The organism is Desulfovibrio sp. 1188_IL3213 (assembly GCF_036763145.1).
Taxonomy (GTDB): Bacteria; Desulfobacterota; Desulfovibrionia; order Desulfovibrionales; family Desulfovibrionaceae; genus Desulfovibrio.
Window position 1 is genome coordinate 1 of record NZ_JBAIYR010000013.1, and the last position, 21,868, is coordinate 21,868.

Here is a 21,868-nt window from a genome sequence, read left to right on the forward strand (position 1 = left end):
GATGAGCATTGCCGCGAACAAGCTCAGATACCCAGGGTTATGGTTCCTGTCTTGTCCAGCAGCAGCACGTCCACATCTCCGGCGGCCTCGATGGCACGTCCGCTCATGGCGAGCACGTTGGCGCGGTTGAGGCGGCTCATGCCCGCAATGCCTATGGCGGAAAGCAGAGCGCCGATGGTGGTCGGCGCAAGGCAGACAAAAAGCGCCACCAGCGCGGCAAAGCTCACTGGATTTTGGATGTGCTCCTGCCCGGCCGTAAAGCGGGCAAAGCACCACAGGGAAACCGTGACCAGAAGAAAAATGACGGTAAGCGCCACCAGCAGAACGTTGAGGGCGATTTCGTTGGGAGTTTTCTGGCGGGCGGCTCCCTCAACCATAGCGATCATTTTGTCCAGAAAAGTACGGCCTGTCTCGCTGGTGACACGGATGACCAGCCAGTCGGAAAGAACCGTTGTGCCGCCGGTGACCGCGCTGCGGTCGCAGCCGCTTTCGCGGATGACCGGGGCGGATTCACCCGTGATGGCGCTTTCGTCCACCGAGGCCGCGCCTTCCGTCACATCGCCGTCAGCGGGGATCTGTTCCCCGGCATATACAGTACCGCCCGCGTGGCATCAGCCCAGAAATTGCCCAGATTGCCCGGGCTGGCTCCGCCGGAGGGCCTCAGCCCCCGGATAAGGGCAAAAAGCACGGCAATACCCGCTGCTGCGGAAACAAAATTCTGCACCGCCAGTCCGGCCATCTGGGAGAGATAGCTCATGGCGTTTTCTCCGGCGTAGGACTGCCAGTTGGTATTGGTCACAAAGCTGATAGCCGTATTCAGGGCCAGGTGCCAACTGGCTCCGGAAACATTCTGGGGATTCAGGGGAAGGATATGCTGCGTCATAAGCAGGGCAACAAGCGCGGCCAGGGATATGCCGCTGAAAGCAAGCACACAGGCCAGATGGCGTTTCCAGTTCATCTGCTCTGCGGGGTCCACACCCATAAGCCGATACAGGGTACGTTCGCAGGGGGCAAGAGGGCTTTGCAGCCAGAAGGGTTCGCCGTCCATTACCTTGCCCATATATTTTCCCAAGGGCCAGGCCAGAGCCATGAGCAGGGAAAGATAAAGAAGGCACTGCCAGATGATGTTTTCCATAAAATCCTCCTGCAGGCATGCAGCCCACGGGAAAACTTTAGGATAAGGCGTATAAAATGGGTGTAAAAATGGCAGGCGACGCATTAAATTCATATTAAATCTGCAATGCGAACGGGCTTGCGGAAAGAACGCGGCTCAAGACGGCATGTTCTGCACGGCAGCCCGCATGGCAACCCTCCCGTGGCAGCCCCTCCGCGTACTTGCGGGCAGATGTGGTATTAAGTGGTGCGCGCGGTGCGAGAGTTGCCTTTTGTGCTCTGGCGGCGTAGGGCGGCGATGAGCGGTGCAAAGCGGCCAGAGTGGCGGCAAACAGCGCAAGATGGCGAAGGGCGGTGCGGTGCGAGGTCTGCCTGGAGTTGGGCTGGAACGTGGAAGGAGGGCGGCCGGGTGAGCAGCAGAGAAGTTCCGGAGCGAAATAAAAAAGAACGCCACATGCGTTAGCACATGGCGGTCTGATTTTGCTATGGCGCGCCCGGGAGGAGTCGAACCCCCGGCCAAGAGCTTAGAAGGCTCCTGCTCTGTCCAACTGAGCTACGGGCGCATGCCTGACGCGGCCGTCGGCGTTATGGCGCATCACTATAGGGAGAACGCCTTTTAACGTCAATATGTTAATCCCCGTTTGCCGGATGCGCGGGGCATTGCGGGATATTACGGGGCATTGCGGTCTGCCGTCGCCCTGTGCGGCATGGCCGGCGGACATGCCTTTGCCGGAGGCGCCTCGCGCGGGATGTTCTGCCGCGCATGTTGCCAGGCTTGCTGCCGCCGGGCTGTTTTTTCTAACGCTAAACGCTGAAAACCAGCGGGCTTTCAGCCAGCGTGGCAACCATGACGGCCTTGATGGTGTGAAGGCGGTTTTCGGCTTCTTCAAAAGCCACATTGCGAGGCGATTCAAATACTTCGTCGTTGACTTCCATGCAGTCTATGCCGAAGCGCTGAAAGATTTCCTCACCCATGCTCGTGTCGCGGTTATGAAAGCTTGGCAGGCAATGCAAAAACTTGCAGTCGGTGTTGCCGGTCTGTCGCATGGTTTCACCCGTCACACGATAGGGCAGTAGCAACTCAATGCGCTCTTTCCACACGTCATCGGGTTCGCCCATTGATACCCAGACATCGGTGGAAATGAAGTCGCAGCCTTGCACGCCTTCGGCCACGCTTTCGGTGCGGCTGATGCGCGCACCCGTGGCGGATGCGATGCGGCAGGCGGTTTCGTAAACATCGTCTGCCGTCCACAGCGCCCTGGGGGCCACGGAGCGAAAGTCCAGCCCCAGCAGGGCGGAGCCGATCATAAGGGAATTGCCCATATTATAGCGGGCGTCGCCCATGTAGGCCAGGGTTTGTCTGTTCAGAGGTTTGGAGCAGCATTCGCGCATGGTGAGCATGTCTGCCAGAAACTGCGTGGGATGCCACTCATTGGTAAGGCCGTTCCACACCGGAACCGAGGCGTGTTCGGCCAGCGCCTCAACCCTTTCCTGCCCGTAGCCCCGATATTCAATGCCGTCATAAAAGCGGGAAAGTACGCGAGCCGTGTCGGCCAGAGATTCTTTTTTGCCCATCTGCGAGCCTGAAGGGCCAAGATAGGTCACGCGCGCGCCCTGATCGTAGGCGGCCACCTCAAAAGAACAGCGTGTGCGGGTAGAGTCTTTTTCAAAAAGGATGACAATGTTCTTGCCTTTCAGAAACTCGGGTTCCCTGCGCGCTTTTTTGGCCTGCTTGAGATCGGCTGCCAAATCCAGCAGGTAGGTGAGGTCTTCCGGCGTGAAATCGGTTTCTTTCAGAAAGTCTCTGTTTTGCAGTCTGTTCATGCGCTGTTCCGCCTTTGAGGTAGTGGGGGTCCTGCCAGCCGCGCTTTTTGCGGGCTGGCTGTGCGTTGAGCACGCTGGGGCTGGCCGCCATTGCGCCGCTTGCTACGGCGCAGACGGTCAAAGGTGCAACATCATTGCAATTTCGTCACAGCAATAAAACTTGGGGCATTTGCTGCATTCCACCCAGACGCTGGGGGGCATGTCGTCCTTGTTGAATTCGGTAAATCCGCACCTGGCGAAGAAGTCAGGCACGAGAGTAAAGACAAACACCCTGGGCAAAGCCAGACTGCGGCAGCGGTTCACCAGCATGGAGACCAGGCGCTTGCCGAAGCCTTGCCCCTGACAGGAGGGATGAACGGCCACGGAGCGTATCTCGCCAAGGTCAGCCCACAGAACATGAACGGCTCCGCAGGCCACGATGACATCGTGGCCGTCGTCCACGGCCGGAGCTGTGGCAACCATGTAGTCCTGAATGTGCTGATACAGGTACTGCGGCCCCCGCGCCAGCATGACGTTGGCGGAAGCATACTGGTTGATAAGCGCCGACATGCCGTGTACGTCCGCTACAGTGGCGGGTCGGATGACCAGCTTTGAAAGATCGCTGATGTGAACGTCAGGAACAATAGGTCTTTCATCAGCGCCAGAGCGCGGAATGGCGATGGGCATTTCTTTTGCCTCTGTTTCAGGGGAAGAATGGAATAAAGCCGCCAGACTGTGAAGATTCCCGGCGGCAGGCACTGCCTGAATACCACTGCCGTTGCCGGCAAATTTTGAAACAAAATTGACTCATAGCACCAAAGATATGCGGGTGCAAGGTTCTTTCGCTCATGGCAGACCGTTGCGGGCCGCGCCTGCCGCGGCACAGATGAGGGCGAAAAGGATCTCAGCGGTTGCGGTGCAGGGCTTCTTCGCAGATTCCTTCGGAGTAAAAACGCAGCGTGCTGGCCTCAAAGGTTTTTGCCACATGCATGGCGATGCCGGCCCTGCTGAGCATATCCATAAAGGTCAGGTCTTTTTCTTCCACCATGTCCGTGGTGTATACGCCTGTATAGAGGCGGAGGGGAAAAACCTGTGAAAATTGGTGACTGCCGTGTTCCACCTCGTGTGCGGCCTGGGCAAATCTTTCTGTCAGGTCCTGGTCACTGGTGAAAGGAAGAATGCCCGCGAACGTATTGCCGATGATGTGGTAACGCCTGGTAAGCGGGCCTTGCGGCCAGCTTTTCAACATGCGGTCAATGCGCCGCAGTTCATTGTTGCCGGCTTCTTTGCCGAGCATCCTGCTGTAAAAATTGAAATGTTTGATGTCTGCCAGCCAGATGGCGAACGTGACACCAGGATTGTTGTGCAACAGGGCTGTGCCTTCCAGGTGAAGGCTGTGATTGGCGAGAGTGTCGATCAGAAGGGGAGTGAGCGCCATGCTTCGCAGCTGGCGCTCCTTGCTTGCCCCCTGGCAATGCACTCGCCAGGCGAGAAGCAGAAAAACGAGCAGGGCCAGGATGATTGCCACGCCTCCCCAGTATAGAAGGGGGTGGGGGATCAGGGCCAGCTCATCGAGCGGGGCAGAGCAGAAAAGAAACCAGCCGTTATGTGTAATGGGGTCAAAGGCCGCCAGATGCTGTTTGTCGCCAGCTTTATAAAGAAAATAGCTTCGGCGGTTGCCGCCGAGGTCGGCGCGGATCGCATCAAGGTCGTCCGTGTCCATTTGACCGAGGTTGAAAATGTTGCCTGTCGTGTCGGCTGTGTTTGCGCCGGAGCACAGTACAAAGCGCCCGGTGGCATCAATAATGCCTGCAAATCCGTTAGCCTTGAAAAGTGGTTCGTCAAGGATGTCCAGCAGGTCTTCAGCCCTGGTGGCGCCGATCAGCGCACCGATAATGCTGCCTTCCTGCTCCACGGGCACAGCACTGTAGATCACCTGGCCCGGCCCGTGAGGGTCCTTGCGTGGCGGCGAAAAGACAACTCGCCCCGCAAGGGCGTGGCGGAAAAAATCTTCTTCTGAAAAATCCGTCTGCCGACGTAATGTGCCGCTTTTGTCCATCATGACTGTTACGCCAGAGATATCAGCCATGCCGATTCGTATAAAGCCTGCGTTATTGCTCAGTTCCTTGAACAGGGCGGAAGATTCTTGCTGCGGTATGTAGACCACGGCGGTGGACAGACCACGCAGCGCCTGAAAGTTCTGCGTCAGCTTTCGTTGCAAAAGCACCCGCAACTGACTTGTTGTTTCATAAAGGTGCAGTATGCTTGTCTGCTCTATTTGCCATGTGGCATTGCGCAGCAGAATCAGGCTGCAAACAAGAAAAATGCCGCTCACAAGGAAGGCGATGGCGTAGATTGTTTTTGTCTGTTGCTGACTTCTGTACATACCATGCCTTTTGATAGAATGATGCTTTACATTTAATACGTTAACCTATTATTTGGCAAGCAGCAAAACCCTCTGCTGCCAGCCGCCCCGTGGGCAGTTCATTAAATTTATTATATTTTTCAAGCCTGTTGGGGTATTTATCGGAATTATTCTTTTTTTTCTTGCCGGCGAAGCAGTGTTGTGTGGCGCACTGACGCGATATCCCTCATGTGCCAGGAGAACTGTTACGCCATGTATTAAGTTTCGGTTTAGTTTGTTTTTAAGTGTAATTTTGATTATATAAATTGTATTTAAAGTGTTTATGAAAAAAATATCATAATTAATAATAGAAAAACACTGTAGTGCGTGTCATATTTTTTATATTTTACATTTTTTATTGTTGTTTATGATTGGGATATTTTCGAGGCATGTAAAATTTTTCTGTTGAGCACAAATAGTTTTGCATGAAATATGCGGATATAACGGTGATGCATGTTAGGCGGAATTTTATAAACTGTTTGATCAATGAATTGTGCTTTTTTCTTTCTTGTTGACGCAAAAATTGAGTTCGTTTAACTCTAGTAGGTGTTTATTGCATTGGAAAGGCAAGGAGGAAACATATTAAATTTATGTTGTGAGGGGATTACCACAGGGTGAAGTTTTTCACAGCTCACAATATAGTGGGGCAAAAATTATGAATACACTTGTTTTTTGCTGTGTGGCGCTGCCATTTGCTGTGGCGCTTGTTCTGTATTTCACACAGCTTGACCGCACCCGCAAGCTTCTCGTGCCTGCAGCGGTTGCGGTGATGGCTCTGGCTGCCGTGATCATGGGTGCTCACGGAACGTTCCGACTTGAAGCCGAAACTTTCTTGGGTCTTCCGCTGGACAGCCTGTTCAGCATGCTGGATCTTTTGCTGCTGCTCTATATTCTGGGATTGGGCTGGAAGCTGGGCAGCCGCACGGTCATGGGCATGACCGCATTGCAGCTTATAGGGCTGCTTTACCTCAAATTTGTTCTGGCGGATGGTTCCGCTCCCGTCACAGCCTTTGCGCCCGATGGCCTGTCGCTCATCATGGTTATCATCATCACCGTGGTGGGTGGCCTGATAACCATCTATGGCCTGGGCTATATGGATATTCATGAAGAGCACCTGCACCTGCGGGTTTCTCGCAAGCCGCGTTTTTTCGCCATTATTTTCTGTTTTCTTGGGGCGATGAACGGTCTTGTGCTTTCGAACAATCTTTCATGGATGTTCTTTTTCTGGGAAGTCACAACCCTTTGCTCCTACCTGCTGATCAGCCACGATCAGACGAAGGAAGCCAACGCCAACGCCTACCGCGCGTTGTGGATGAACGTACTTGGCGGCCTTGCCTTTGTTTCGGCCATGCTTTTCATCCAGAAGAGCCTGGGTACCCTGTCCACTGAGGTTGTGCTGCACAAGATGACGGCCATGGATGTGAAAACCACGGCCATGCTGCTGCCGTTCGCCTTTTTCTGCCTGGCGGCCTTCACCAAGTCGGCGCAGGTTCCCTTTGAAAGCTGGCTGTGCGGCGCCATGGTGGCCCCCACTCCGGTTTCAGCCCTGCTGCACTCGGCCACAATGGTCAAGGCGGGGACATACCTGCTGCTGCGCATGGCCCCGGCCTTTGCCGACACCACCATGTCCACCATTGTGGCGCTTTTCGGCGCATTCACTTTTGTGGGTACGTGTATTCTGGCCGTCAGCCAAAGTAATGCCAAAAAAATCCTGGCATACTCCACCATTGCCAACCTGGGTCTTATCATCGCCTGCGTTGGCATAAACACGGCGGCGTCCATGATGGCGGCCACCACCATCATTATCTACCATTCGGTATCCAAGGGCCTGCTCTTCATGTGCGTGGGCGCCATTGAACAGCGTATCGGCTCCAGAGATATTGAAGACATGCGCGGCCTGTACAGCAAGATGCCCCGCACGGCCATTATTACGGCCATAGGCATTTTCACCATGATGCTGCCGCCTTTCGGCATGCTCATAGGCAAGTGGATGGCTATCGAGGCCATTGCCCGCGCCACGCAGGCCATGACGCCCATCATTTTCTTCATTGCTCTCGGCTCGGCCTTTACTGTGCTGTTCTGGGCGCGGTGGGCAGGCATACTCGTGTCTTCGGCCAACCTGCACGACCGGCCGGCTCACGGCAATCCCAAGGCCACGGTCATGTTCGCCCTGCGGTCGCTTTGCGGGCTTGCCGTAGTATTCTCCTTTATTTCGCCTCTGGTGCTGGAAACGTTTGTGGAACCTTCTGTGGCAGGCGTATACGCCCGTCTCGGCCTCAAGACTGAAGGCTTCATCCCTGGCGCATCGCTTACGGGCGGGGCAGGTTATTTCTGGATTTACCTGCTCTTCATCCTGCTTGGGCTGGGGGCCTGGATTGCCTGGAAGGCCGCCAGAAAGGTTTCCAATTCGGCGCATTCGCAGCCTTATTTCTCGGGCCTGACGCAGGAACAGGCTGGGCAGATCGGCTTCAAGGGACCCATGAATGCCTTTGAACCCGTACGTCTGTCCAACTTTTACCTGGCCCAGTATTTTGGCGAAGGCACCATCACAAGGGCCATTGATATTATATCCACGGCCTTTCTCATCGTCCTGGTAGGAGGTCTGCTCTAATGCTGTCCATCCTCAGTGCTGTCGGCGGATTGATATTGTCGCCCCTGGTGGGGGGCCTGCTTACCGGGGTTGACCGCCGCCTCACGGCGCGGCTGCAGTCGCGTCTGGGGCCGCCCCTGCTTCAGCCCTTTTATGATGTCTTCAAACTTTTCGGCAAAGAAGCCAGCGTAACCAATGCCTGGCTTGTGTTCAGCGCCTATATGACGCTCATTTCGTCGGCGCTGGCCCTGCTCATATTCTTTATGGGCGGCGACCTGCTGCTGCTTTTCTTCGTGCTCACGGTGGGCGCGGTTTTTCAGGTGGTGGGCGCCCTGTGCGTTCCTTCGCCCTACAGCAACGTGGGTGCGCAGCGCGAGCTTCTGCTCATGCTGGCCTATGAGCCCATACTGATTCTGGTTTTTGTGGGCTTTGCCATGTGCACGGGGTCTTTTTCCATTGAAGCCGTGTTTGCCCAGGATCAGCCCTTGCTGCTCAAGATGCCCTTGCTGTTCCTGGCGCTTGGCTATGCCCTGACCATCAAGCTGCGCAAGTCGCCTTTTGACATTTCCGCCAGCCATCATGGCCATCAGGAACTGGTAAAGGGTGTGCAGACGGAGTACTCTGGCCCTTACCTGGGCATCATTGAACTGGCTCACTGGCTTGATCTTGTGCTTATTCTCGGCTTGTGCGCCATGTTCTGGCATACCAGCGTCATCGGCATGGCTACGCTGGTGGCGGCCTCGCTGTTTACGGAAATTCTCATCGACAACATCACCGCCCGGCTTACCTGGCAGTGGATGGTGCAGAAGAGGTCTCTGTTGCTCGGCATGGGGCTGGCACTGGTTAATCTTTTATGGCTGTACGTGGCGTAAGGAGGCAGGCATATGGGTTTTGTAGACAAAATGATAAAGCGGAGCCGGCTCAAGTCGCCGTGGATTGTCCATTTTGACTGCGGTTCCTGCAACGGTTGCGACATCGAGGTGCTGGCCTGCCTCACGCCCATGTATGACGTTGAACGTTTCGGCGTGGTCAACGCGGGCAATCCCAAGCATGCGGACGTGTTGCTGGTGACCGGCACGGTTAACCACCGTAACCGCCATGTGCTCAAGCAGATATACGAGCAGATGCCTTCTCCCAAGGCGGTCATTTCTCTCGGTGCCTGCAATCTTTCCGGCGGCGTTTTCAAAGACACCTATAATGTGCTCAACGGCGCGCACAACGTCATTCCTGTTGACGTGTTCGTGCCGGGCTGCCCGCCCAAACCCGAAGCCATCATTGACGGTGTTGTAGAAGCCCTTGGGGTGCTCAAGGCCAAGATGGGCATGGGGCCGGAGCCAGAAGCCACCCTCATGCCCGGTGATGCGGACGTACCGACCGCTGCCGCCGGGCCAGAGGGCGAGGCGGCCTCTGAAGCCGACAAGTCAATGAAAAACGCGGGTTAGCCCGGAAAGGATACAGCCATGTTTTTTGAAGCCAAAGACGTGACGCCCGAAACGCTGCTTGCTGAAGTGCAGCGCCTGGCTAACGCAAGATGCCGTTTTGTCACCATGTCGCAGACGGTGGTTGATGAGAATACCCTGCGACTGTTCTACCACTTTGATGAAAACCTCACCATGTCCGACCTGCGGCACAATCCCGAAATGTGCGTATGGTCGCCAACGGACGCCAAAGGCATGGTGCATCTGCGTATGGATGTGGACAAGAACATGCCCATCCCGAGCATAAGTTCCATCTACTTCTGCGCAGTGCTGATTGAAAATGAGACTCAGGATCAGTTCGGTGTGCGCTTCGCGGGTCTGCCGCTGGACTATCAGGGCGGCATGTATCTGGAAGGAGAAGTCACCCACGCCCCGTACTTCACCATGACCACCGTCCGGCGTCCCGCCGCGGCTGCCAAGGCAGAGTCCGCCAAAGGAGATCAGGCATGAGCAACCGCACCACAGTGATTCCTTTCGGGCCGCAGCACCCCGTGCTGCCCGAACCGCTGCATATCAAGTTTGTGGTGGAGGACGAAACCGTTGTCGGGGCCATTCCCCAGCTCGGCTTTGTGCATCGCGGTCTTGAAAGCCTCGTGCGCACCAAGGACTATAATCAGATGGTCTTTGTGGTGGAGCGCATCTGCGGCATCTGTTCCTGCATTCACGCCAACTGCTATTGTAACGCCCTTGAAAACATGATGGGCATCACGGCCCCGCCCCGCGCCCAATTCTTGCGGGTCATCTGGTCTGAACTGCACCGCATCCACTCGCATCTGCTCTGGCTGGGCCTTTTTGCCGATGCCTTTGGTTTTGAAAGCGTGTTCCAGCAGTTCTGGCGTATCCGTGAGCATGTGATGGACATCTGTGAAGCCACGGCGGGCAACCGCGTTATTCTGTCGGTCAACGTGGTGGGCGGCGTGCGCCGCGACCTGGCGCCCGACCAGATCCGCTGGATGCTCGGCAGGCTTGATGAACTGCAAAAGGGCATGCGCGAACTTACAAACACCATGCTCGACGACTACACCGTGCAGGAGCGTACGCGCGGCATCGGCTATCTCAGCAAGGACGATGCCCGACTGCTGGGCGCGGCCGGGCCGACCCTTCGCGGCAGTGGTTGGGAAATCGACGAGCGTATGCACGGCTATGCCGCCTATAATGACCTCAACTTCATCCCTGTGGTTGAGAATGACGGCGACTGCTATGCCCGCGCCAAGGTGCGCTTCTATGAAGTGCTGCACGCCATGGACCTCATCCGCGAAGCGCTGAACCGCCTGCCGGAAAGCGAACTTACAGTGAAAGTTCCCGGCAACCCTGACGGCGAAGCCGTCTTCCGGGTGGAGCAGCCCAGGGGTGAGCTGTTCTATTATATACGGGCCAATGGAACCAAGTATCTGGAACGCATGCGCGTGCGCACGCCCACTTTTGCCAACGTACCGCCCCTGTTGCACATGCTGCCGGGCTGCAAGCTGCCAGATGTGCCGGTTATTGTGCTCAGTATCGACCCGTGCATTTCCTGCACAGAGAGGTAGCTCATGTATATGCTCAAAAACGTGCTGCGCAACCTGTCAGGCAAACCTGCCACAAGGCTGTATCCGCTGGAAGAGCGTGAGCCTTTCCCAGCCTACAGGGGCGTTATCACCAATGAAGTGGAGAAGTGCATATTCTGCAACAGTTGCGCAAGGGTCTGCCCCACAGACGCCATCACGGTGGACGCCAAGGCGGGGCAGTGGCATTACGACCCCTTCCTGTGCGTGTACTGTTCGGCCTGTGTAGAAAAATGCCCCACCAAGTGTCTGGTGCAGGTTCCCACACACCGCAAACCTTCTGTGGTCAAGTTCCGTGTTCTGCGCACGGGTACGCCGCGCGTTAAAAAGTCCGCGGCGGCCAAGGGCAAGGAAGAAAGCGGAGCCGAAAAGAAGGCCGAACAAGAATAGGGCGCGGCAGTGGCCGCGTACAATACATGACAAGAAATTGTCATGATTAGCAAAAAGCCGCCGAAAGGCGGCTTTTTGCGTTGTGGAAAGCGGGTCTCATGGCGACGCATAAAATTTTAGGGCGAAGAGGCCCACCCCATCGCGGTCGAATGGCCGGTCAGGCCAGCCGTCCGGCAAGCAGCCTGGCAGGCCGGTGAAGAACTGAACTATCTTATGTTTTGAGAAGAGGTTGTTAATGGCCTGATATTACAGGGAAGATGTTTTTTTCCGCGCCAACGGCCAAGAAAATAAGATTTCGATCTGTTTTTTCAATTCATGATGTTTACAAGGAGCAGGGCGTTGAAAAGAATGCGAAAAATATCATATATCTAGATATGTGAAATTTTTTTTAATAAGGTTTTTTGAAGAGATGATAAAATAATAATTTAATTATATCCAATTATTATGGAAATATTTTCCTGTATTTCAGATGATTTTTTACAAAAAATAGTAAAATTAAATAATTTATTGTGAAACAAAATTTTATATACAAATTTGCAATGTTAAAAACATAACACTTGTTGTGACAACATATATGTACAAATTTGCTTGTGATAAACATAATTTCAAAAAAAATGCAAAATGCAGAAAAAAATGGGGTATTAAAACATGTCTGGAAAGGGATAATTCACGAAAATAAAAAATAGCGTGTAAATCATAACTTTTTTAAGCACTTGTTGTCCAAAACAGTGATTTGTAATGCGCTTGATTAATTGTAAAAATCCTTATTTGACAGGGAGATGTCACAAAATTGATGCGCTTGCCGATGCAGAAAAATGCCGTATAAACTCGCGAGAAGGGCTGGCATTTAGAGCAAAAAATTGTTAATGGTAAGCTCTATCAAAAAATGGTGTACAATATTGTGAGCTTGTATGGCTCCAGTAAAACATATCCTTCGGCAGGGTGTCTTTTTTGATTGTTAAAAATCCTCACTGCTTCTATTCTGCCGGGCCGGTTGTCAGGGGCAAAAGATGACTGATAAAGCATCTTTATGGTATATTCTTTGTCAGGCGAGAGATGCTATATGAATGGTAATCAACTTACCCACAGTATCTGCGGCATGTGTTCAGCGCGTTGCCCCATTACGGTTGAGACCTGTAATGACACTGTAAAAATGATTTACGGCAACATGCACAGCCCGTTGAAAGGGGCATTATGCGCCCGTGGTGTGGCCGGAAAAGCCCTTCTTGAAGACAACGAGCGCCCACAGTCGCCGCTTATCCGCCAGGGAGAGCGCGGCGAGGGAAAGTGGCGCGCCGTGTCCTGGGACGAAGCTTTGGACTACGTTGCGCAAAAAATCACCGAGGCCCAAAATAAGTACGGAAAACAGACGGTTCTGTGGTCTGACCGCGAAGGCCCCTTTGCGGACCTCAGCCGTGGCTTCATGCGCGGCCTTGGTTCGCCCAACGTCTGTTCGCACAGTCCTTCGTGCGACCTTAATACGCACCATGCCTGCAAGGCCGTGCTGGGCCTGGGCCGCGGCATGACCGTGTATGATTTTGCCAACGCCAAGCATCTCGTGCTGCAAACGCGCAATATATTTGAAGCCATCAACCTTGGTGAGGCGCGCACGGTCATGCAGGCTCTGCGCAAGGGCTGCAAGCTTACTGTCATTGACATCAGACAGAGCATCACTTCCTCCAAGGCAGACACATTCCACATCATCCGTCCCGGTACGGACTATGCGTTCAATCTGGCTGTCATCAATACATTGATCAGCGAAAATCTGTATAACAAGGAATATGTCCGCGCCCACACTACGGGGTTTGACGCGCTGGCCGCCTTTGTGGCCCCGTATACGGCGGAATGGGCCGCGCAGGAATGCGGTGTCGAGGCTAGGGCCATTACCGACCTCGCGCGCGCACTGGCTGCCGCGGCTCCCCAGGTTATCTGGCATCCGGGCTGGATGTCGTCACGTTACGCCGACTCTTTCCAGGTGGGACGCACAGCCCTTGTCATCACGGCGCTTCTGGGCGGCACGGGAACCAAGGGCGGCATTGTGCCCGGGCGTACCCCCAAAGATTGCGGCAAGCCAGGGCTCAAGAAGTTCGTGGATTTGTATCCTGCCGTCAAACTGCCCAGGGCCGACGGGCTTGGCGCCGACAACAAGGCTTTTGATCCGGGCAAGGGGCTGCTGCACAAGGCGTTTGAAGCCATCAACAACCCCCCGGAAGGCGTCCCGCCGGTCAAGGTTTACATGGCCTGGCGGCATGATCCGTTACAGGGTTTCCCTGATCCCGATGCCCTGAAGAAAAAACTGGACGGTCTGGATCTTCTGGTCAGCGCCACGTTTTCCTGGTCCGACACGGCCTGGTATGCCGATGTGGTCCTGCCCATGTCCACCTATCTTGAAAGGGAAAGCATCATTGCGGGCAAAAACGGGCTCAAGCCACAGTTCTTTGTGCGCCGGCGCGCCGTGCAGCCCCGCTATAACACCCGCGCCGACTGGGAGATCATCAGCGGTCTTTCCCGTCGGCTCGGTTTGGACGACCTGGCTTTTGACAGCCCCGAGGCGGTCTGGAGCTTCCAGCTGGAAGGCACAGGCCTGACCATAGAGGACTTTGACGCCAAGGGCTTTATCCCGCTCACTGACGATGCCCTGTACATTGATCCGGCCACGTATGCCTTTCCCACCGGGTCAGGCAAGGTCGAGCTGAGCAGCGAAAGCTTCGGCAAGGGCTTTGCCGAAAGCATGGGCGTCAGCATGTTGCCCCCATATGTATCGCCCCAGTCGCCGCCGGAAGGAACCTTCCGCATCACCTTTGGGCGCGTGGCTGTACACACGCAGGGGCACACGGTCAACAATCCCCTGCTGTACGAGCAGGTTCCTGAAAATACGGTGTGGATCAATACCGACAGCGCCAAAAAAGCAGGATTAAAACCTGGCGACCGTGTACGCGTGCTTGATGCCAGGGGCGGCAATATGGGCGAGGCGGGCATCAAGATAACGTCCCTCATCCACCCCGAGGCCATTTTTGTCGTGCATGGTTTTGGACACGATCTGCCGTGCGAAAGCCTGGCCGTGGACAAGGGCATTGCCGACAACAAGTGTCTCAAGGGCGGCCTGGATCTGCAGGATCAGGGCGGCGGCGGCCTGTCGCTGCAAGAACACTTTGTTTCGCTCGAAAAAGTGGGCTAGCCGCGGCGTAACCGTCGGGCAGTCTCAACCATATCCGGTTTGCAAGCTATGGGGGCGTGAACCCCGGAATAGCGGAGGATGTTTATGAGCAAGTATGTCGTCACCCACAACTCTGCGGAATGCATCGGCTGCAAAGCCTGTGAAGTGCAGTGCCGCAGCCTGCATAACGGCGGCGCCGGCGCATTTTTCTGCCGCATTCTTACAGTGGAGCAGAGTGAGCCACGGCCGAGCCTGGGTTTTGTCTATACGTCCTGTTTTCACTGTGAAAATCCCTGGTGCGTCAAGGCCTGCCCCACGGGGGCCATGCGCCGCCGCGAAGACGGCATTGTTTATGTGGAAAAAAAGTTCTGTGTGGGTTGCAAGGCGTGCATCACGGCCTGTCCGTGGGCCGCGCCCCAGTGGAACCCCGATACCGGCAAGGTGGACAAGTGCGACCTGTGCCGTGATCGCATAGACCAGGGGCTGCGCCCGGCCTGCGTGACTACCTGCGCCATGAGCTGTCTGGGCTTTACTGTGCCTTCCGAGGCCAGTCAGGAGCGGCGGCAACATTTTGCGGAACAAATACAGAAACTCCGGCCCACCACACGCTGAATGAAGGACGCCGTCGCCCCGGATGCTTTTGCTGCGCATTCCGGGGAGCGGCGCCCTGGTGTACGAAGGCACGCCGATTCGCCGGAGGACGGTTCGCGGCATGACGCGAACCGGTGAAAGCGAAAAATTGTCAAGGAAGCAAGGTGGCTATCATGGTGCATACAACAGCCGGTCAAGAATATCTTGCCGTACTGCTGCTCATTATCATCACGCTGCTTTTTGGCCTGATCACGCTTTTTGTGGGGCGCTTTTTCCGTATGAGCAGGCCTTATCCGGAAAAGCTTGTGGCCTATGAATCGGGCAACGAGCCTACAGCGGAACCACGAACGCGTTTTTCCATCAAGTTTTACTATGTAGCCATATTGTTCGTTATTATCGATGTGGAGGCCATCTATCTTTATACCTGGGCCGTGGAGTTTGTGCGCCTTGGCAGCCTCGGCATGGTGGAAATGTTCACCTTTATGGCCCTGCTGGTGCTTGGCTACCTGTATGCCTGGAAGAAGGGGGCGTTCCAATGGGTGAAGTAGTCGTAAAGTCCGGGGGATCTGCGCAAAACGGCGGGCAACCCCTTGAGGTCAACAAAGACGGTCTGCGCTTTTTTCCCGGCGCGGGGGCTGTCATCGGGCCGCTCAATGCCCTTGTGAACTGGGGCAGGGCGGGGTCCATCTGGCCCGTGACGTTTGGCCTGGCCTGTTGCGCCATTGAAATGATGGCTACCGGCGCGGCCCACCACGATCTTGACCGTTTCGGCATCATTTTTCGTGCCAGCCCCCGACAGGCAGACTGCATGGTGGTTGCTGGCACTTTGAGCAAAAAAATGGCTCCGGTGCTGCGCCGCGTATATGACCAGATGCCAGAGCCGCGCTACGTGCTCGCCATGGGCAGCTGCGCGTGCAGCGGCGGCCTGTTTCAGTCGTACGCCGTGACTCAGGGCGTGGATCAGATTGTGCCTGTGGATGTTTACGTACCCGGCTGTCCTCCGCGCCCCGAGGCGCTGTTTGACGGCTTTATCCGGCTTCAGGAGATCATCAACAAGGAGCAGATGCGATGGAGTCCTTGGAGATAGCGGACCGCCTGCGCGGGGCTTTTCCTGAAGACGTGCTGGACGTGCGCGAATTTCGGGGGCAGGTGGCGGTTCTTGTGCGGCCCGGCCGCATTCTGGAACTGCTGACCCATCTGCGCGATGTTTTTGACATGCGGCATCTGCAAGCCCTGTGCGGCGTGGATAACAGCCGCAGAAACGAGTCTGGCCTGAGTCCTTTTGAGGTGGTCTACCAGCTTTACTCCATCACCCAGCGGCACGGCATCCGTCTGCGGGCCTTGGTGGATGATCCGGAAGAAGGCATTGATTCGGTCGTGCCGCTCTGGACCGGGGCCAACTGGCTGGAACGTGAAACCTGGGATCTTGTGGGCATACATTTCAAGGGGCATCCGGATTTGCGCCGCATTCTCCTGCCCGATGACTGGCAGGGGCATCCGCTGCGCAAGGACTATCCCGTGAAGCTCCCGTCCCGGGGCCGTGAGGAGTGGCAGGGCCTGACAGCCCTGCGCAAGCGCGCCGCAGAACTGGATGCACTGAGCTGGCAGGGGGGGACAAGGCATGAGTGAGCAGCGCAAAGAGCATGTGGAATGCGCCGTAGCCCACGGCCAGCCCACGGGCAGGCTTTCAGCCGAGGAACTGAGCGGTCTTGAGCAGAGTGATATTGCCTGTGTCAACTGCCTTGACGACAACGATTTTGATGATGCGGATTTTGACGACCGCACCAGCCTGCGCATGGGGCCGCAGCATCCGGCCACGCACGGCGTCTTGCGGGTTGACCTTGAGCTGGAGGGCGAAACCATCGTGCATTGCGACCCGCAGGTCGGCTATCTGCACCGTGGCTTTGAAAAACTGGCGGAAAAGTTCACCTATGCCCAGGCCCTGACGCTTACAGACCGGCTGGACTATATCGCCGCCATGTCCAACAACACGGGCTATTGCCTGGCGGTGGAAAAGCTGCTGGGCATTGAGGCGCCCCTGCGCGCCCGGTACATCCGCACCATTGCCTGCGAAATGTCGCGCATCAGCTCGCATTTGCTGTGGCTTGCCACCCATGCCCTGGATATCGGGGCCATGACGGTATTTCTGTACTGTTTTCGCGAGCGCGAAATGCTGCTCAACCTTTTTGAAGACCTGTGCGGCGCGCGGCTCACCCTGACGTATCCGCGCATCGGCGGTGTGCGGCAGGACGTGACCGGCAGGTTCATGAGCGGGCTTCAGGACTTTGTAAACATTTTCCCCGGCCGCATCGTGGAATACGAAACCCTGCTGGACACCAACCGCATCTGGCTCAAGCGCACCGTGGGCGTGGGCAAGGTCAGCGCGGATGAAGCCCTGTCTCTGGGGCTTACCGGGGCCTGCCTGCGCGGTTCGGGCGTGGATTATGACGTGCGCCGCCATGCACCATATGATGCCTACGCACTGCTGGATTTTGCGGTTCCGCTGGGATCGGACGGCGACATTTATGCCCGCTACCGCTGCCGCATGGAAGAACTGCGCCAGTCCGCACGCATCTTGCAGCAGTGCATCGACGACATGCCCCCCGGACCCACGCTGGCAGAGGATGCCCCGGATCTGCTCATGCCTGTGTCTCGCTGGCACGGCACGCCCGAAACCACGCTTTACGGCAGCGGTCTGCGCTCCGTCATACGTGGCAGAAATATCTACATGTCGGGCGATGTTTTTGTATCTACCGAGGTCCCCAAGGGCGAACTGGGCTTCTACTTCATCTCCAATGGAAGCAGTCGTCCTTACCGCATGCATGTGCGCGCGCCGTCTTTCATACACATCGGAGCGCTGGCGAGCATTGCCAGGGGCGGGCTTATTGCCGACCTGATCGCCAATATCGGAAGCCTGGACGTGGTGCTGGGCGAATCGGACCGTTGAGGCCCCGGCGCGGGCATGCCCGCGTCTGTCCTGCCGCCGAAGGCGGCCTGTAGGCGCAACATGACAAAAGGGTCTGAAACAGGACAAGCCATATGGACATACTGCTTATTCTGCTGCAACTCATCGTGCTCTTCGTGCTTGTGATGCTGCACGTGGCCTATGCCACGTATTGCGAACGCAAGGTCATCGGGCACATCCAGATGCGCCTCGGCCCCATGCGCGTAGGCTGGCACGGCCTTTTGCAACCCATTGCCGACGGCATAAAAAGTTTCTTTAAAGAAGACATTATTCCCGTCGCCGCAGACAGGCCCATTTTTCTGGCGGCCCCCATCATCTGCCTGGTTCCGGCGTTCGCTTCGCTTGCCATTCTGCCCTGGGCCGAGGGTTGGGCCATTACCGATGTGAACATCGGCCTGCTTTTCGTCTTTGCCATGAGCTCCATAGGCGCTTACGGCGTGGTGCTGGCGGGTTGGGCTTCCAACTCCAAATACAGTTTTCTTGGCGGGTTGCGCGCTTCGGCTCAGGTGATCAGCTATGAAATAGCCATGGGGCTGAGCCTTGTTGGGGTCATGCTGCTTTCCGGCTCGCTGAACCTCGGCGACATTGTGCAGGCCCAGGGCGACGGCTTTTTCGGCATGTTCATTTTTCGTCAGATCATCGGCTTTTTTGTGTTCTGCGTCGCCATGCTGGCCGAAACAAACCGGGTTCCCTTTGACCTGCCCGAGGCGGAAACAGAACTTGTTTCCGGCTATTCCACCGAATACAGCGGCATGCGTTATGCGCTTTTTTTCATGGCCGAGTATACCTCCATGTTTGTTATGGCAACCGTGGGGACCATATGTTTTCTCGGCGGCTGGAACGGGCCGGTGGATCTGCCGTTTTTTCCGCCTTTCTGGCTGCTTATCAAGGTCTATTTGATCATGTTCGTTTTTTTCTGGCTGCGCGCCACACTGCCGCGCTACCGCTACGACCAGCTGATGTCTCTGGGCTGGAAGGTGCTTATTCCCCTGGCGCTGCTCAATATTGTGCTGACGGCCATTGGAAAGGCCGTGTTCGGCTAGAGCGGTTCGCCAATGAAGTGGGTGGGCCGCGCTGCAAGGATTTGCCTGCAAGTCTTTGCCGCGAAACGGGACTAGGGAGCTTTGCTCACCGTTACGCAACGGTCTCAAGTGTTGATTGCTCTGAGGGCTTCGGCCTGGTGCATAATGGAATTCATGAAGGGTTCTGCTTTGGAGGCCACTGATGCAAGTACAGTACAAACCGCGCCGCAACTGGCTGCAAACATTGCTGCAAACCGAGATTGTCCAGGGTTTGGCGCTCACGTTGCGGCATATGTTCCGCAAGCCGGTAACGCAGCAGTATCCGGACGAAAAACCGCTGGTGGCGGCGGGTTTTCGCGGCCGTCATGCCCTGGTGCGCGATGCGGAAAGCGGCGGCAGCCGCTGCGTGGCCTGTATGCGCTGCGCCCGCGTGTGTCCCTCGCACTGCATTCGTATCCGCAGCCACAGGGAAGAGGACGGCAGCCGCAAGGTGGATGCCTATGTCATTGACGCCCTGCGGTGTATCTACTGCGGCTACTGCGCCGAAGTCTGCCCGGTCAACGCCATTGTGCTGACCGAGATTTACGCCTATGCGGGCCGCACACGGCAGGAATTTGTCTTTGATGAGGCGCATCTTTTGCGCAACTGGGACGAATTTGCCGCGGAAAAGGGCAATCTGGAAGGGTATGTGAACCCGTTGAGCCGTCCGCGCAATGCGTTGCAGCGTTTTTTGCCGGCCGCCAAACGCCAGGAGCGCGTGAGCGCGGAATGGAGCGGCCAGGAGCAGTGGGTGGGGCAAAACTGGCTGGAGGCCCATGCCCATGATGAGACAACGGTACGCGGCACTGCCGGCAGGCAAAAAGCTGCCGTAACGGGGCTGGCAACGGCCGCTTCGGCGGACACGGCGGAATAGGGCAAAACCGCCCGCAAGACCGGGCTGTTTTGCAGGGTCATGCAGCTTGAACAGGGCAGAACTGCCGGAAAAGCATGCGCAAGTCCACTCCGGGAGGTGGAAGACGTGTTTGGCGAAATTTTCTTTCTTTACTGCGCCGTTGTCATCATTGTATGCGGCATCCTGTCCATCAGGCTGCGCAATCCGGTGCATTGCGTACTGCTGGTGCTGCTGCTGTTTGTCCATATGGCCGCCGTCTATCTGACCCTTCAGGCCGAATTTCTGGCGGCGGTGCAGATTGTGGTTTACGCCGGGGCCGTGCTTGTCATGTATCTTTTTGTGGTTTTTCTGGTGAACTTCAAGCGCGAGATGCGCCTGCCCGCCCTCGTGCCGCACCCCTGGGTGGGTTACGCCATCGGCGCGGCCTTATGCGGCATGCTGTTATGGGGCCTGCGCTTTTTCAGGGCCGGCGGCAAGGATGTGTGGCCCTACGAGATACTGCGGGAGGCGACCCACACCAAGGCGTTGCAGGTATATCTTGCCGTCACTGCGCACTGTCAGCACCATATGGTCCGCTTCTGTGGGCAGCACTTCCACCTGTGTGGTTTGCGGCAGATCTACCTCAAGCCCCTGGCTCATCATGGGGGTGGCTACCATAAAGATGATAAGCAGCACCAGCATGACGTCCACAAAGGGCGTGACGTTGATTTCCGAAACGAATTTGTTGCCGTTGCCGACACTGGCGCCCATGTTACATCTCCGTTGTGCCCGTGCGCTGCACGGGACGGTGGGCGTTGAGTTCGCGCTGTACGCGGTTCAGAAAAACGCCCGCGAAATTCACAAGCAGGGTGTCCACCTGCGAAAGCTTGCCCATAAAAATGTTGAAGCCGATGGTGGCGGGAACGGCAACGGCCAGACCGATGGCGGTCGCCACCAAGGCTTCAGAAATGCCCGGGGCCACCGTCGCCAGCGAGGCGGACTTGAGCATGCCGATGGAGTGGAAGGAGCTCATGATGCCCCAGACAGTGCCGAAAAGACCGATAAAGGGCGCGGTGTTGGCCGTGGTAGCCAGAAGGGAGAGCGAACGCTGCAAGCGTGCCAGTTCGCTGCCCACACCCTGGCGCAGCGCGCGGCGAACGTTGTCCACCACCACTTCGCTGCTGTTGCCAAGCTCTTTGGAACGGTTAAATTCCAGTACGCCCTGATGGGCGATGTAATAAAGGGGTGAAGACGGGTCGGACCCCAGAGACTGCACGGCTTCGCGCAGGTTGGGGGCCTTCTCGAATCCGGTGGTGCCTTCAAGGGCCTTGTTGTTGGCGGCGCTGAGGGCAAAAAACTTTTGAATCATCAGGCCCCAGCTGGTGATGGACATGACCACCAGAAGCGCCAGCACTGCCTTGGCTACCAGGCTTGCCTGGGCAATCATTGAAAAAAAGCTGAATTCCATAAGGTTCTCCATAAGTGCGCAGCAGCCTTGGTTTTCACAAATCGCCGCAAGTAGTGCCGGAACGCAGGGCGCAAAAAAGCGCCGGCCATGACGGCAGCACCGCCACAGTCGCATAAGGCTCTGGGGCGGAGAATGCAACGAGTGGGGCAAATTTTCAAGATTTTTTTTAGACCTTTTACTCCGGAACCGCTTTGGACGGGGATTTTTTCGCCCGCTGGAGCGGAATGCACCCGCCAGGGATTTTCGGCAAGTCCAGCCGTTTGCTTTAGCCCGGTTTTTCCTGCAGCGGCCGCACGGTTCACGAAAATTTCCGATTCATGGCAAGGGGTTTGGCGCGTCTGCCCACGCAATCCTGCCGTTACGCGATTGGCGCAGTTGGGAATGCCGGTTTATCTGCGCTGCCGCGCGGCCCGCCTGCATGTTTTCCTGTCCGTGGCAGAACGCCCTGCCGCACGGTGGGGCGCGTCTTGCC

The 21,868-nt window shown here is 56.3% G+C and carries 19 protein-coding genes, 1 tRNA gene and 3 pseudogenes; 15 read left to right on the forward strand and 8 right to left on the reverse strand.

What is annotated here, in order from left to right; genetic code table 11:
* Window positions 1–29 precede the first annotated feature (29 nt).
* The 6 genes and pseudogenes from V6C16_RS01725 to V6C16_RS01750 form a co-directional block, all read right to left on the reverse strand.
* A pseudogene (locus tag V6C16_RS01725) lies at window positions 30–593 on the reverse strand (HAD-IC family P-type ATPase); the annotation flags it as partial.
* Complete coding sequence (locus V6C16_RS01730) at window positions 554–1,228, reverse strand: potassium-transporting ATPase subunit KdpA (protein WP_333542738.1); 675 nt, start codon at window positions 1,226–1,228, stop codon at window positions 554–556. The gene V6C16_RS01730 and the pseudogene V6C16_RS01725, both read right to left, overlap by 40 nt.
* 371 nt (window positions 1,229–1,599) lie before the next feature.
* Window positions 1,600–1,676, reverse strand: a tRNA-Arg gene (locus tag V6C16_RS01735).
* A 241-nt stretch (window positions 1,677–1,917) separates the two neighbouring features.
* The gene (argF, locus tag V6C16_RS01740) at window positions 1,918–2,937 is read right to left on the reverse strand and encodes an ornithine carbamoyltransferase (protein WP_333534834.1); all 1,020 of its coding nucleotides are present in this window, start codon (window positions 2,935–2,937) and stop codon (window positions 1,918–1,920) included.
* 117 nt (window positions 2,938–3,054) lie between these two features.
* Window positions 3,055–3,603: an N-acetyltransferase gene (locus V6C16_RS01745; RefSeq protein WP_333534833.1), complete on the reverse strand. Its 549-nt coding sequence runs from the start codon at window positions 3,601–3,603 to the stop codon at window positions 3,055–3,057.
* A 217-nt stretch (window positions 3,604–3,820) separates the two neighbouring features.
* Window positions 3,821–5,302: a sensor domain-containing diguanylate cyclase gene (locus tag V6C16_RS01750; RefSeq protein WP_333534832.1), complete on the reverse strand. Its 1,482-nt coding sequence runs from the start codon at window positions 5,300–5,302 to the stop codon at window positions 3,821–3,823.
* Window positions 5,303–5,975: 673 nt separating this feature from the next.
* Here V6C16_RS01750 and V6C16_RS01755 point away from each other — a divergent pair.
* From V6C16_RS01755 to V6C16_RS01825, 15 genes and pseudogenes are all read left to right on the forward strand, one after another.
* On the forward strand, window positions 5,976–7,931 hold the full coding sequence (locus V6C16_RS01755; protein ID WP_333534831.1) for an NADH-quinone oxidoreductase subunit 5 family protein: 1,956 nt from the start codon (window positions 5,976–5,978) through the stop codon (window positions 7,929–7,931).
* The gene (locus V6C16_RS01760; protein ID WP_333534830.1) at window positions 7,931–8,782 is read left to right on the forward strand and encodes a respiratory chain complex I subunit 1 family protein; all 852 of its coding nucleotides are present in this window, start codon (window positions 7,931–7,933) and stop codon (window positions 8,780–8,782) included. The genes V6C16_RS01755 and V6C16_RS01760 overlap by 1 nt, the downstream gene beginning before the upstream one ends.
* A gap of 12 nt (window positions 8,783–8,794) precedes the next feature.
* Window positions 8,795–9,352 carry an NADH-quinone oxidoreductase subunit B family protein gene (locus V6C16_RS01765; RefSeq protein WP_333534829.1) on the forward strand — a complete coding sequence of 186 codons (558 nt, stop codon included), beginning with the start codon at window positions 8,795–8,797 and terminating at the stop codon, window positions 9,350–9,352.
* An 18-nt stretch (window positions 9,353–9,370) separates the two neighbouring features.
* On the forward strand, window positions 9,371–9,838 hold the full coding sequence (locus V6C16_RS01770; protein ID WP_333534828.1) for an NADH-quinone oxidoreductase subunit C: 468 nt from the start codon (window positions 9,371–9,373) through the stop codon (window positions 9,836–9,838).
* Window positions 9,835–10,917: a hydrogenase large subunit gene (locus tag V6C16_RS01775; RefSeq protein WP_333534827.1), complete on the forward strand. Its 1,083-nt coding sequence runs from the start codon at window positions 9,835–9,837 to the stop codon at window positions 10,915–10,917. The genes V6C16_RS01770 and V6C16_RS01775 overlap by 4 nt, the downstream gene beginning before the upstream one ends.
* Before the next feature lie 3 nt (window positions 10,918–10,920).
* Complete coding sequence (locus V6C16_RS01780; RefSeq protein ID WP_333534826.1) at window positions 10,921–11,322, forward strand: 4Fe-4S binding protein; 402 nt, start codon at window positions 10,921–10,923, stop codon at window positions 11,320–11,322.
* Window positions 11,323–12,385: 1,063 nt separating this feature from the next.
* Window positions 12,386–14,500, forward strand: coding sequence for a molybdopterin-dependent oxidoreductase (locus tag V6C16_RS01785; protein WP_333534825.1), 2,115 nt, complete (start codon window positions 12,386–12,388; stop codon window positions 14,498–14,500).
* Window positions 14,501–14,584: 84 nt separating this feature from the next.
* Window positions 14,585–15,091 (forward strand): 4Fe-4S dicluster domain-containing protein, encoded by a 507-nt coding sequence (locus tag V6C16_RS01790; RefSeq protein WP_333534824.1) that lies wholly within the window; start codon window positions 14,585–14,587, stop codon window positions 15,089–15,091.
* A gap of 152 nt (window positions 15,092–15,243) precedes the next feature.
* Complete coding sequence (locus V6C16_RS01795; RefSeq protein ID WP_012625288.1) at window positions 15,244–15,618, forward strand: NADH-quinone oxidoreductase subunit A; 375 nt, start codon at window positions 15,244–15,246, stop codon at window positions 15,616–15,618.
* Window positions 15,606–16,157, forward strand: coding sequence for an NADH-quinone oxidoreductase subunit B (locus V6C16_RS01800; protein ID WP_333534823.1), 552 nt, complete (start codon window positions 15,606–15,608; stop codon window positions 16,155–16,157). The genes V6C16_RS01795 and V6C16_RS01800 overlap by 13 nt, the downstream gene beginning before the upstream one ends.
* Window positions 16,139–16,699, forward strand: a complete 561-nt coding sequence (locus tag V6C16_RS01805; protein WP_333534821.1) for an NADH-quinone oxidoreductase subunit C — start codon at window positions 16,139–16,141, stop codon at window positions 16,697–16,699. The genes V6C16_RS01800 and V6C16_RS01805 overlap by 19 nt, the downstream gene beginning before the upstream one ends.
* The gene (nuoD, locus tag V6C16_RS01810) at window positions 16,692–18,017 is read left to right on the forward strand and encodes an NADH dehydrogenase (quinone) subunit D (RefSeq protein ID WP_333534820.1); all 1,326 of its coding nucleotides are present in this window, start codon (window positions 16,692–16,694) and stop codon (window positions 18,015–18,017) included. Before V6C16_RS01805 ends, nuoD begins: the two co-directional genes overlap by 8 nt.
* A 92-nt stretch (window positions 18,018–18,109) precedes the next feature.
* On the forward strand, window positions 18,110–19,078 hold the full coding sequence (gene nuoH / locus V6C16_RS01815) for an NADH-quinone oxidoreductase subunit NuoH (protein ID WP_333534819.1): 969 nt from the start codon (window positions 18,110–18,112) through the stop codon (window positions 19,076–19,078).
* Between the two features lie 181 nt (window positions 19,079–19,259).
* Entirely contained in the window at window positions 19,260–19,970 is a 711-nt protein-coding gene (gene nuoI, locus V6C16_RS01820; RefSeq protein ID WP_333542739.1) for an NADH-quinone oxidoreductase subunit NuoI, read from the forward strand.
* Between the two features lie 39 nt (window positions 19,971–20,009).
* A pseudogene (locus V6C16_RS01825) lies at window positions 20,010–20,411 on the forward strand (NADH-quinone oxidoreductase subunit J family protein); the annotation flags it as partial.
* 51 nt (window positions 20,412–20,462) lie between these two features.
* On the opposite strand, the pseudogene V6C16_RS01830 reads toward V6C16_RS01825, so the two are convergent.
* Both V6C16_RS01830 and V6C16_RS01835 read right to left on the reverse strand, forming a co-directional pair.
* A pseudogene (locus V6C16_RS01830) lies at window positions 20,463–20,699 on the reverse strand (biopolymer transporter ExbD); the annotation flags it as partial.
* Between the two features lies 1 nt (window position 20,700).
* Complete coding sequence (locus tag V6C16_RS01835) at window positions 20,701–21,396, reverse strand: MotA/TolQ/ExbB proton channel family protein (protein ID WP_333534511.1); 696 nt, start codon at window positions 21,394–21,396, stop codon at window positions 20,701–20,703.
* Window positions 21,397–21,868: the final 472 nt, after the last annotated feature.

What these genes read in the sequence shown, in the direction of transcription:
- V6C16_RS01730 (WP_333542738.1), bottom strand. Translation starts at nt 1,228, where the DNA reads ATGAATTTAATGCGTCGCCTGCCATTTTTACACCCATTTTATACGCCT.
- argF (WP_333534834.1), bottom strand. Translation starts at nt 2,937, where the DNA reads ATGAACAGACTGCAAAACAGAGACTTTCTGAAAGAAACCGATTTCACG.
- V6C16_RS01745 (WP_333534833.1), bottom strand. Translation starts at nt 3,603, where the DNA reads ATGCCCATCGCCATTCCGCGCTCTGGCGCTGATGAAAGACCTATTGTT.
- V6C16_RS01750 (WP_333534832.1), bottom strand. Translation starts at nt 5,302, where the DNA reads ATGTACAGAAGTCAGCAACAGACAAAAACAATCTACGCCATCGCCTTC.
- V6C16_RS01755 (WP_333534831.1), top strand. Translation starts at nt 5,976, where the DNA reads ATGAATACACTTGTTTTTTGCTGTGTGGCGCTGCCATTTGCTGTGGCG.
- V6C16_RS01760 (WP_333534830.1), top strand. Translation starts at nt 7,931, where the DNA reads ATGCTGTCCATCCTCAGTGCTGTCGGCGGATTGATATTGTCGCCCCTG.
- V6C16_RS01765 (WP_333534829.1), top strand. Translation starts at nt 8,795, where the DNA reads ATGGGTTTTGTAGACAAAATGATAAAGCGGAGCCGGCTCAAGTCGCCG.
- V6C16_RS01770 (WP_333534828.1), top strand. Translation starts at nt 9,371, where the DNA reads ATGTTTTTTGAAGCCAAAGACGTGACGCCCGAAACGCTGCTTGCTGAA.
- V6C16_RS01775 (WP_333534827.1), top strand. Translation starts at nt 9,835, where the DNA reads ATGAGCAACCGCACCACAGTGATTCCTTTCGGGCCGCAGCACCCCGTG.
- V6C16_RS01780 (WP_333534826.1), top strand. Translation starts at nt 10,921, where the DNA reads ATGTATATGCTCAAAAACGTGCTGCGCAACCTGTCAGGCAAACCTGCC.
- V6C16_RS01785 (WP_333534825.1), top strand. Translation starts at nt 12,386, where the DNA reads ATGAATGGTAATCAACTTACCCACAGTATCTGCGGCATGTGTTCAGCG.
- V6C16_RS01790 (WP_333534824.1), top strand. Translation starts at nt 14,585, where the DNA reads ATGAGCAAGTATGTCGTCACCCACAACTCTGCGGAATGCATCGGCTGC.
- V6C16_RS01795 (WP_012625288.1), top strand. Translation starts at nt 15,244, where the DNA reads ATGGTGCATACAACAGCCGGTCAAGAATATCTTGCCGTACTGCTGCTC.
- V6C16_RS01800 (WP_333534823.1), top strand. Translation starts at nt 15,606, where the DNA reads ATGGGTGAAGTAGTCGTAAAGTCCGGGGGATCTGCGCAAAACGGCGGG.
- V6C16_RS01805 (WP_333534821.1), top strand. Translation starts at nt 16,139, where the DNA reads ATGGAGTCCTTGGAGATAGCGGACCGCCTGCGCGGGGCTTTTCCTGAA.
- nuoD (WP_333534820.1), top strand. Translation starts at nt 16,692, where the DNA reads ATGAGTGAGCAGCGCAAAGAGCATGTGGAATGCGCCGTAGCCCACGGC.
- nuoH (WP_333534819.1), top strand. Translation starts at nt 18,110, where the DNA reads ATGGACATACTGCTTATTCTGCTGCAACTCATCGTGCTCTTCGTGCTT.
- nuoI (WP_333542739.1), top strand. Translation starts at nt 19,260, where the DNA reads ATGCAAGTACAGTACAAACCGCGCCGCAACTGGCTGCAAACATTGCTG.
- V6C16_RS01835 (WP_333534511.1), bottom strand. Translation starts at nt 21,396, where the DNA reads ATGGAATTCAGCTTTTTTTCAATGATTGCCCAGGCAAGCCTGGTAGCC.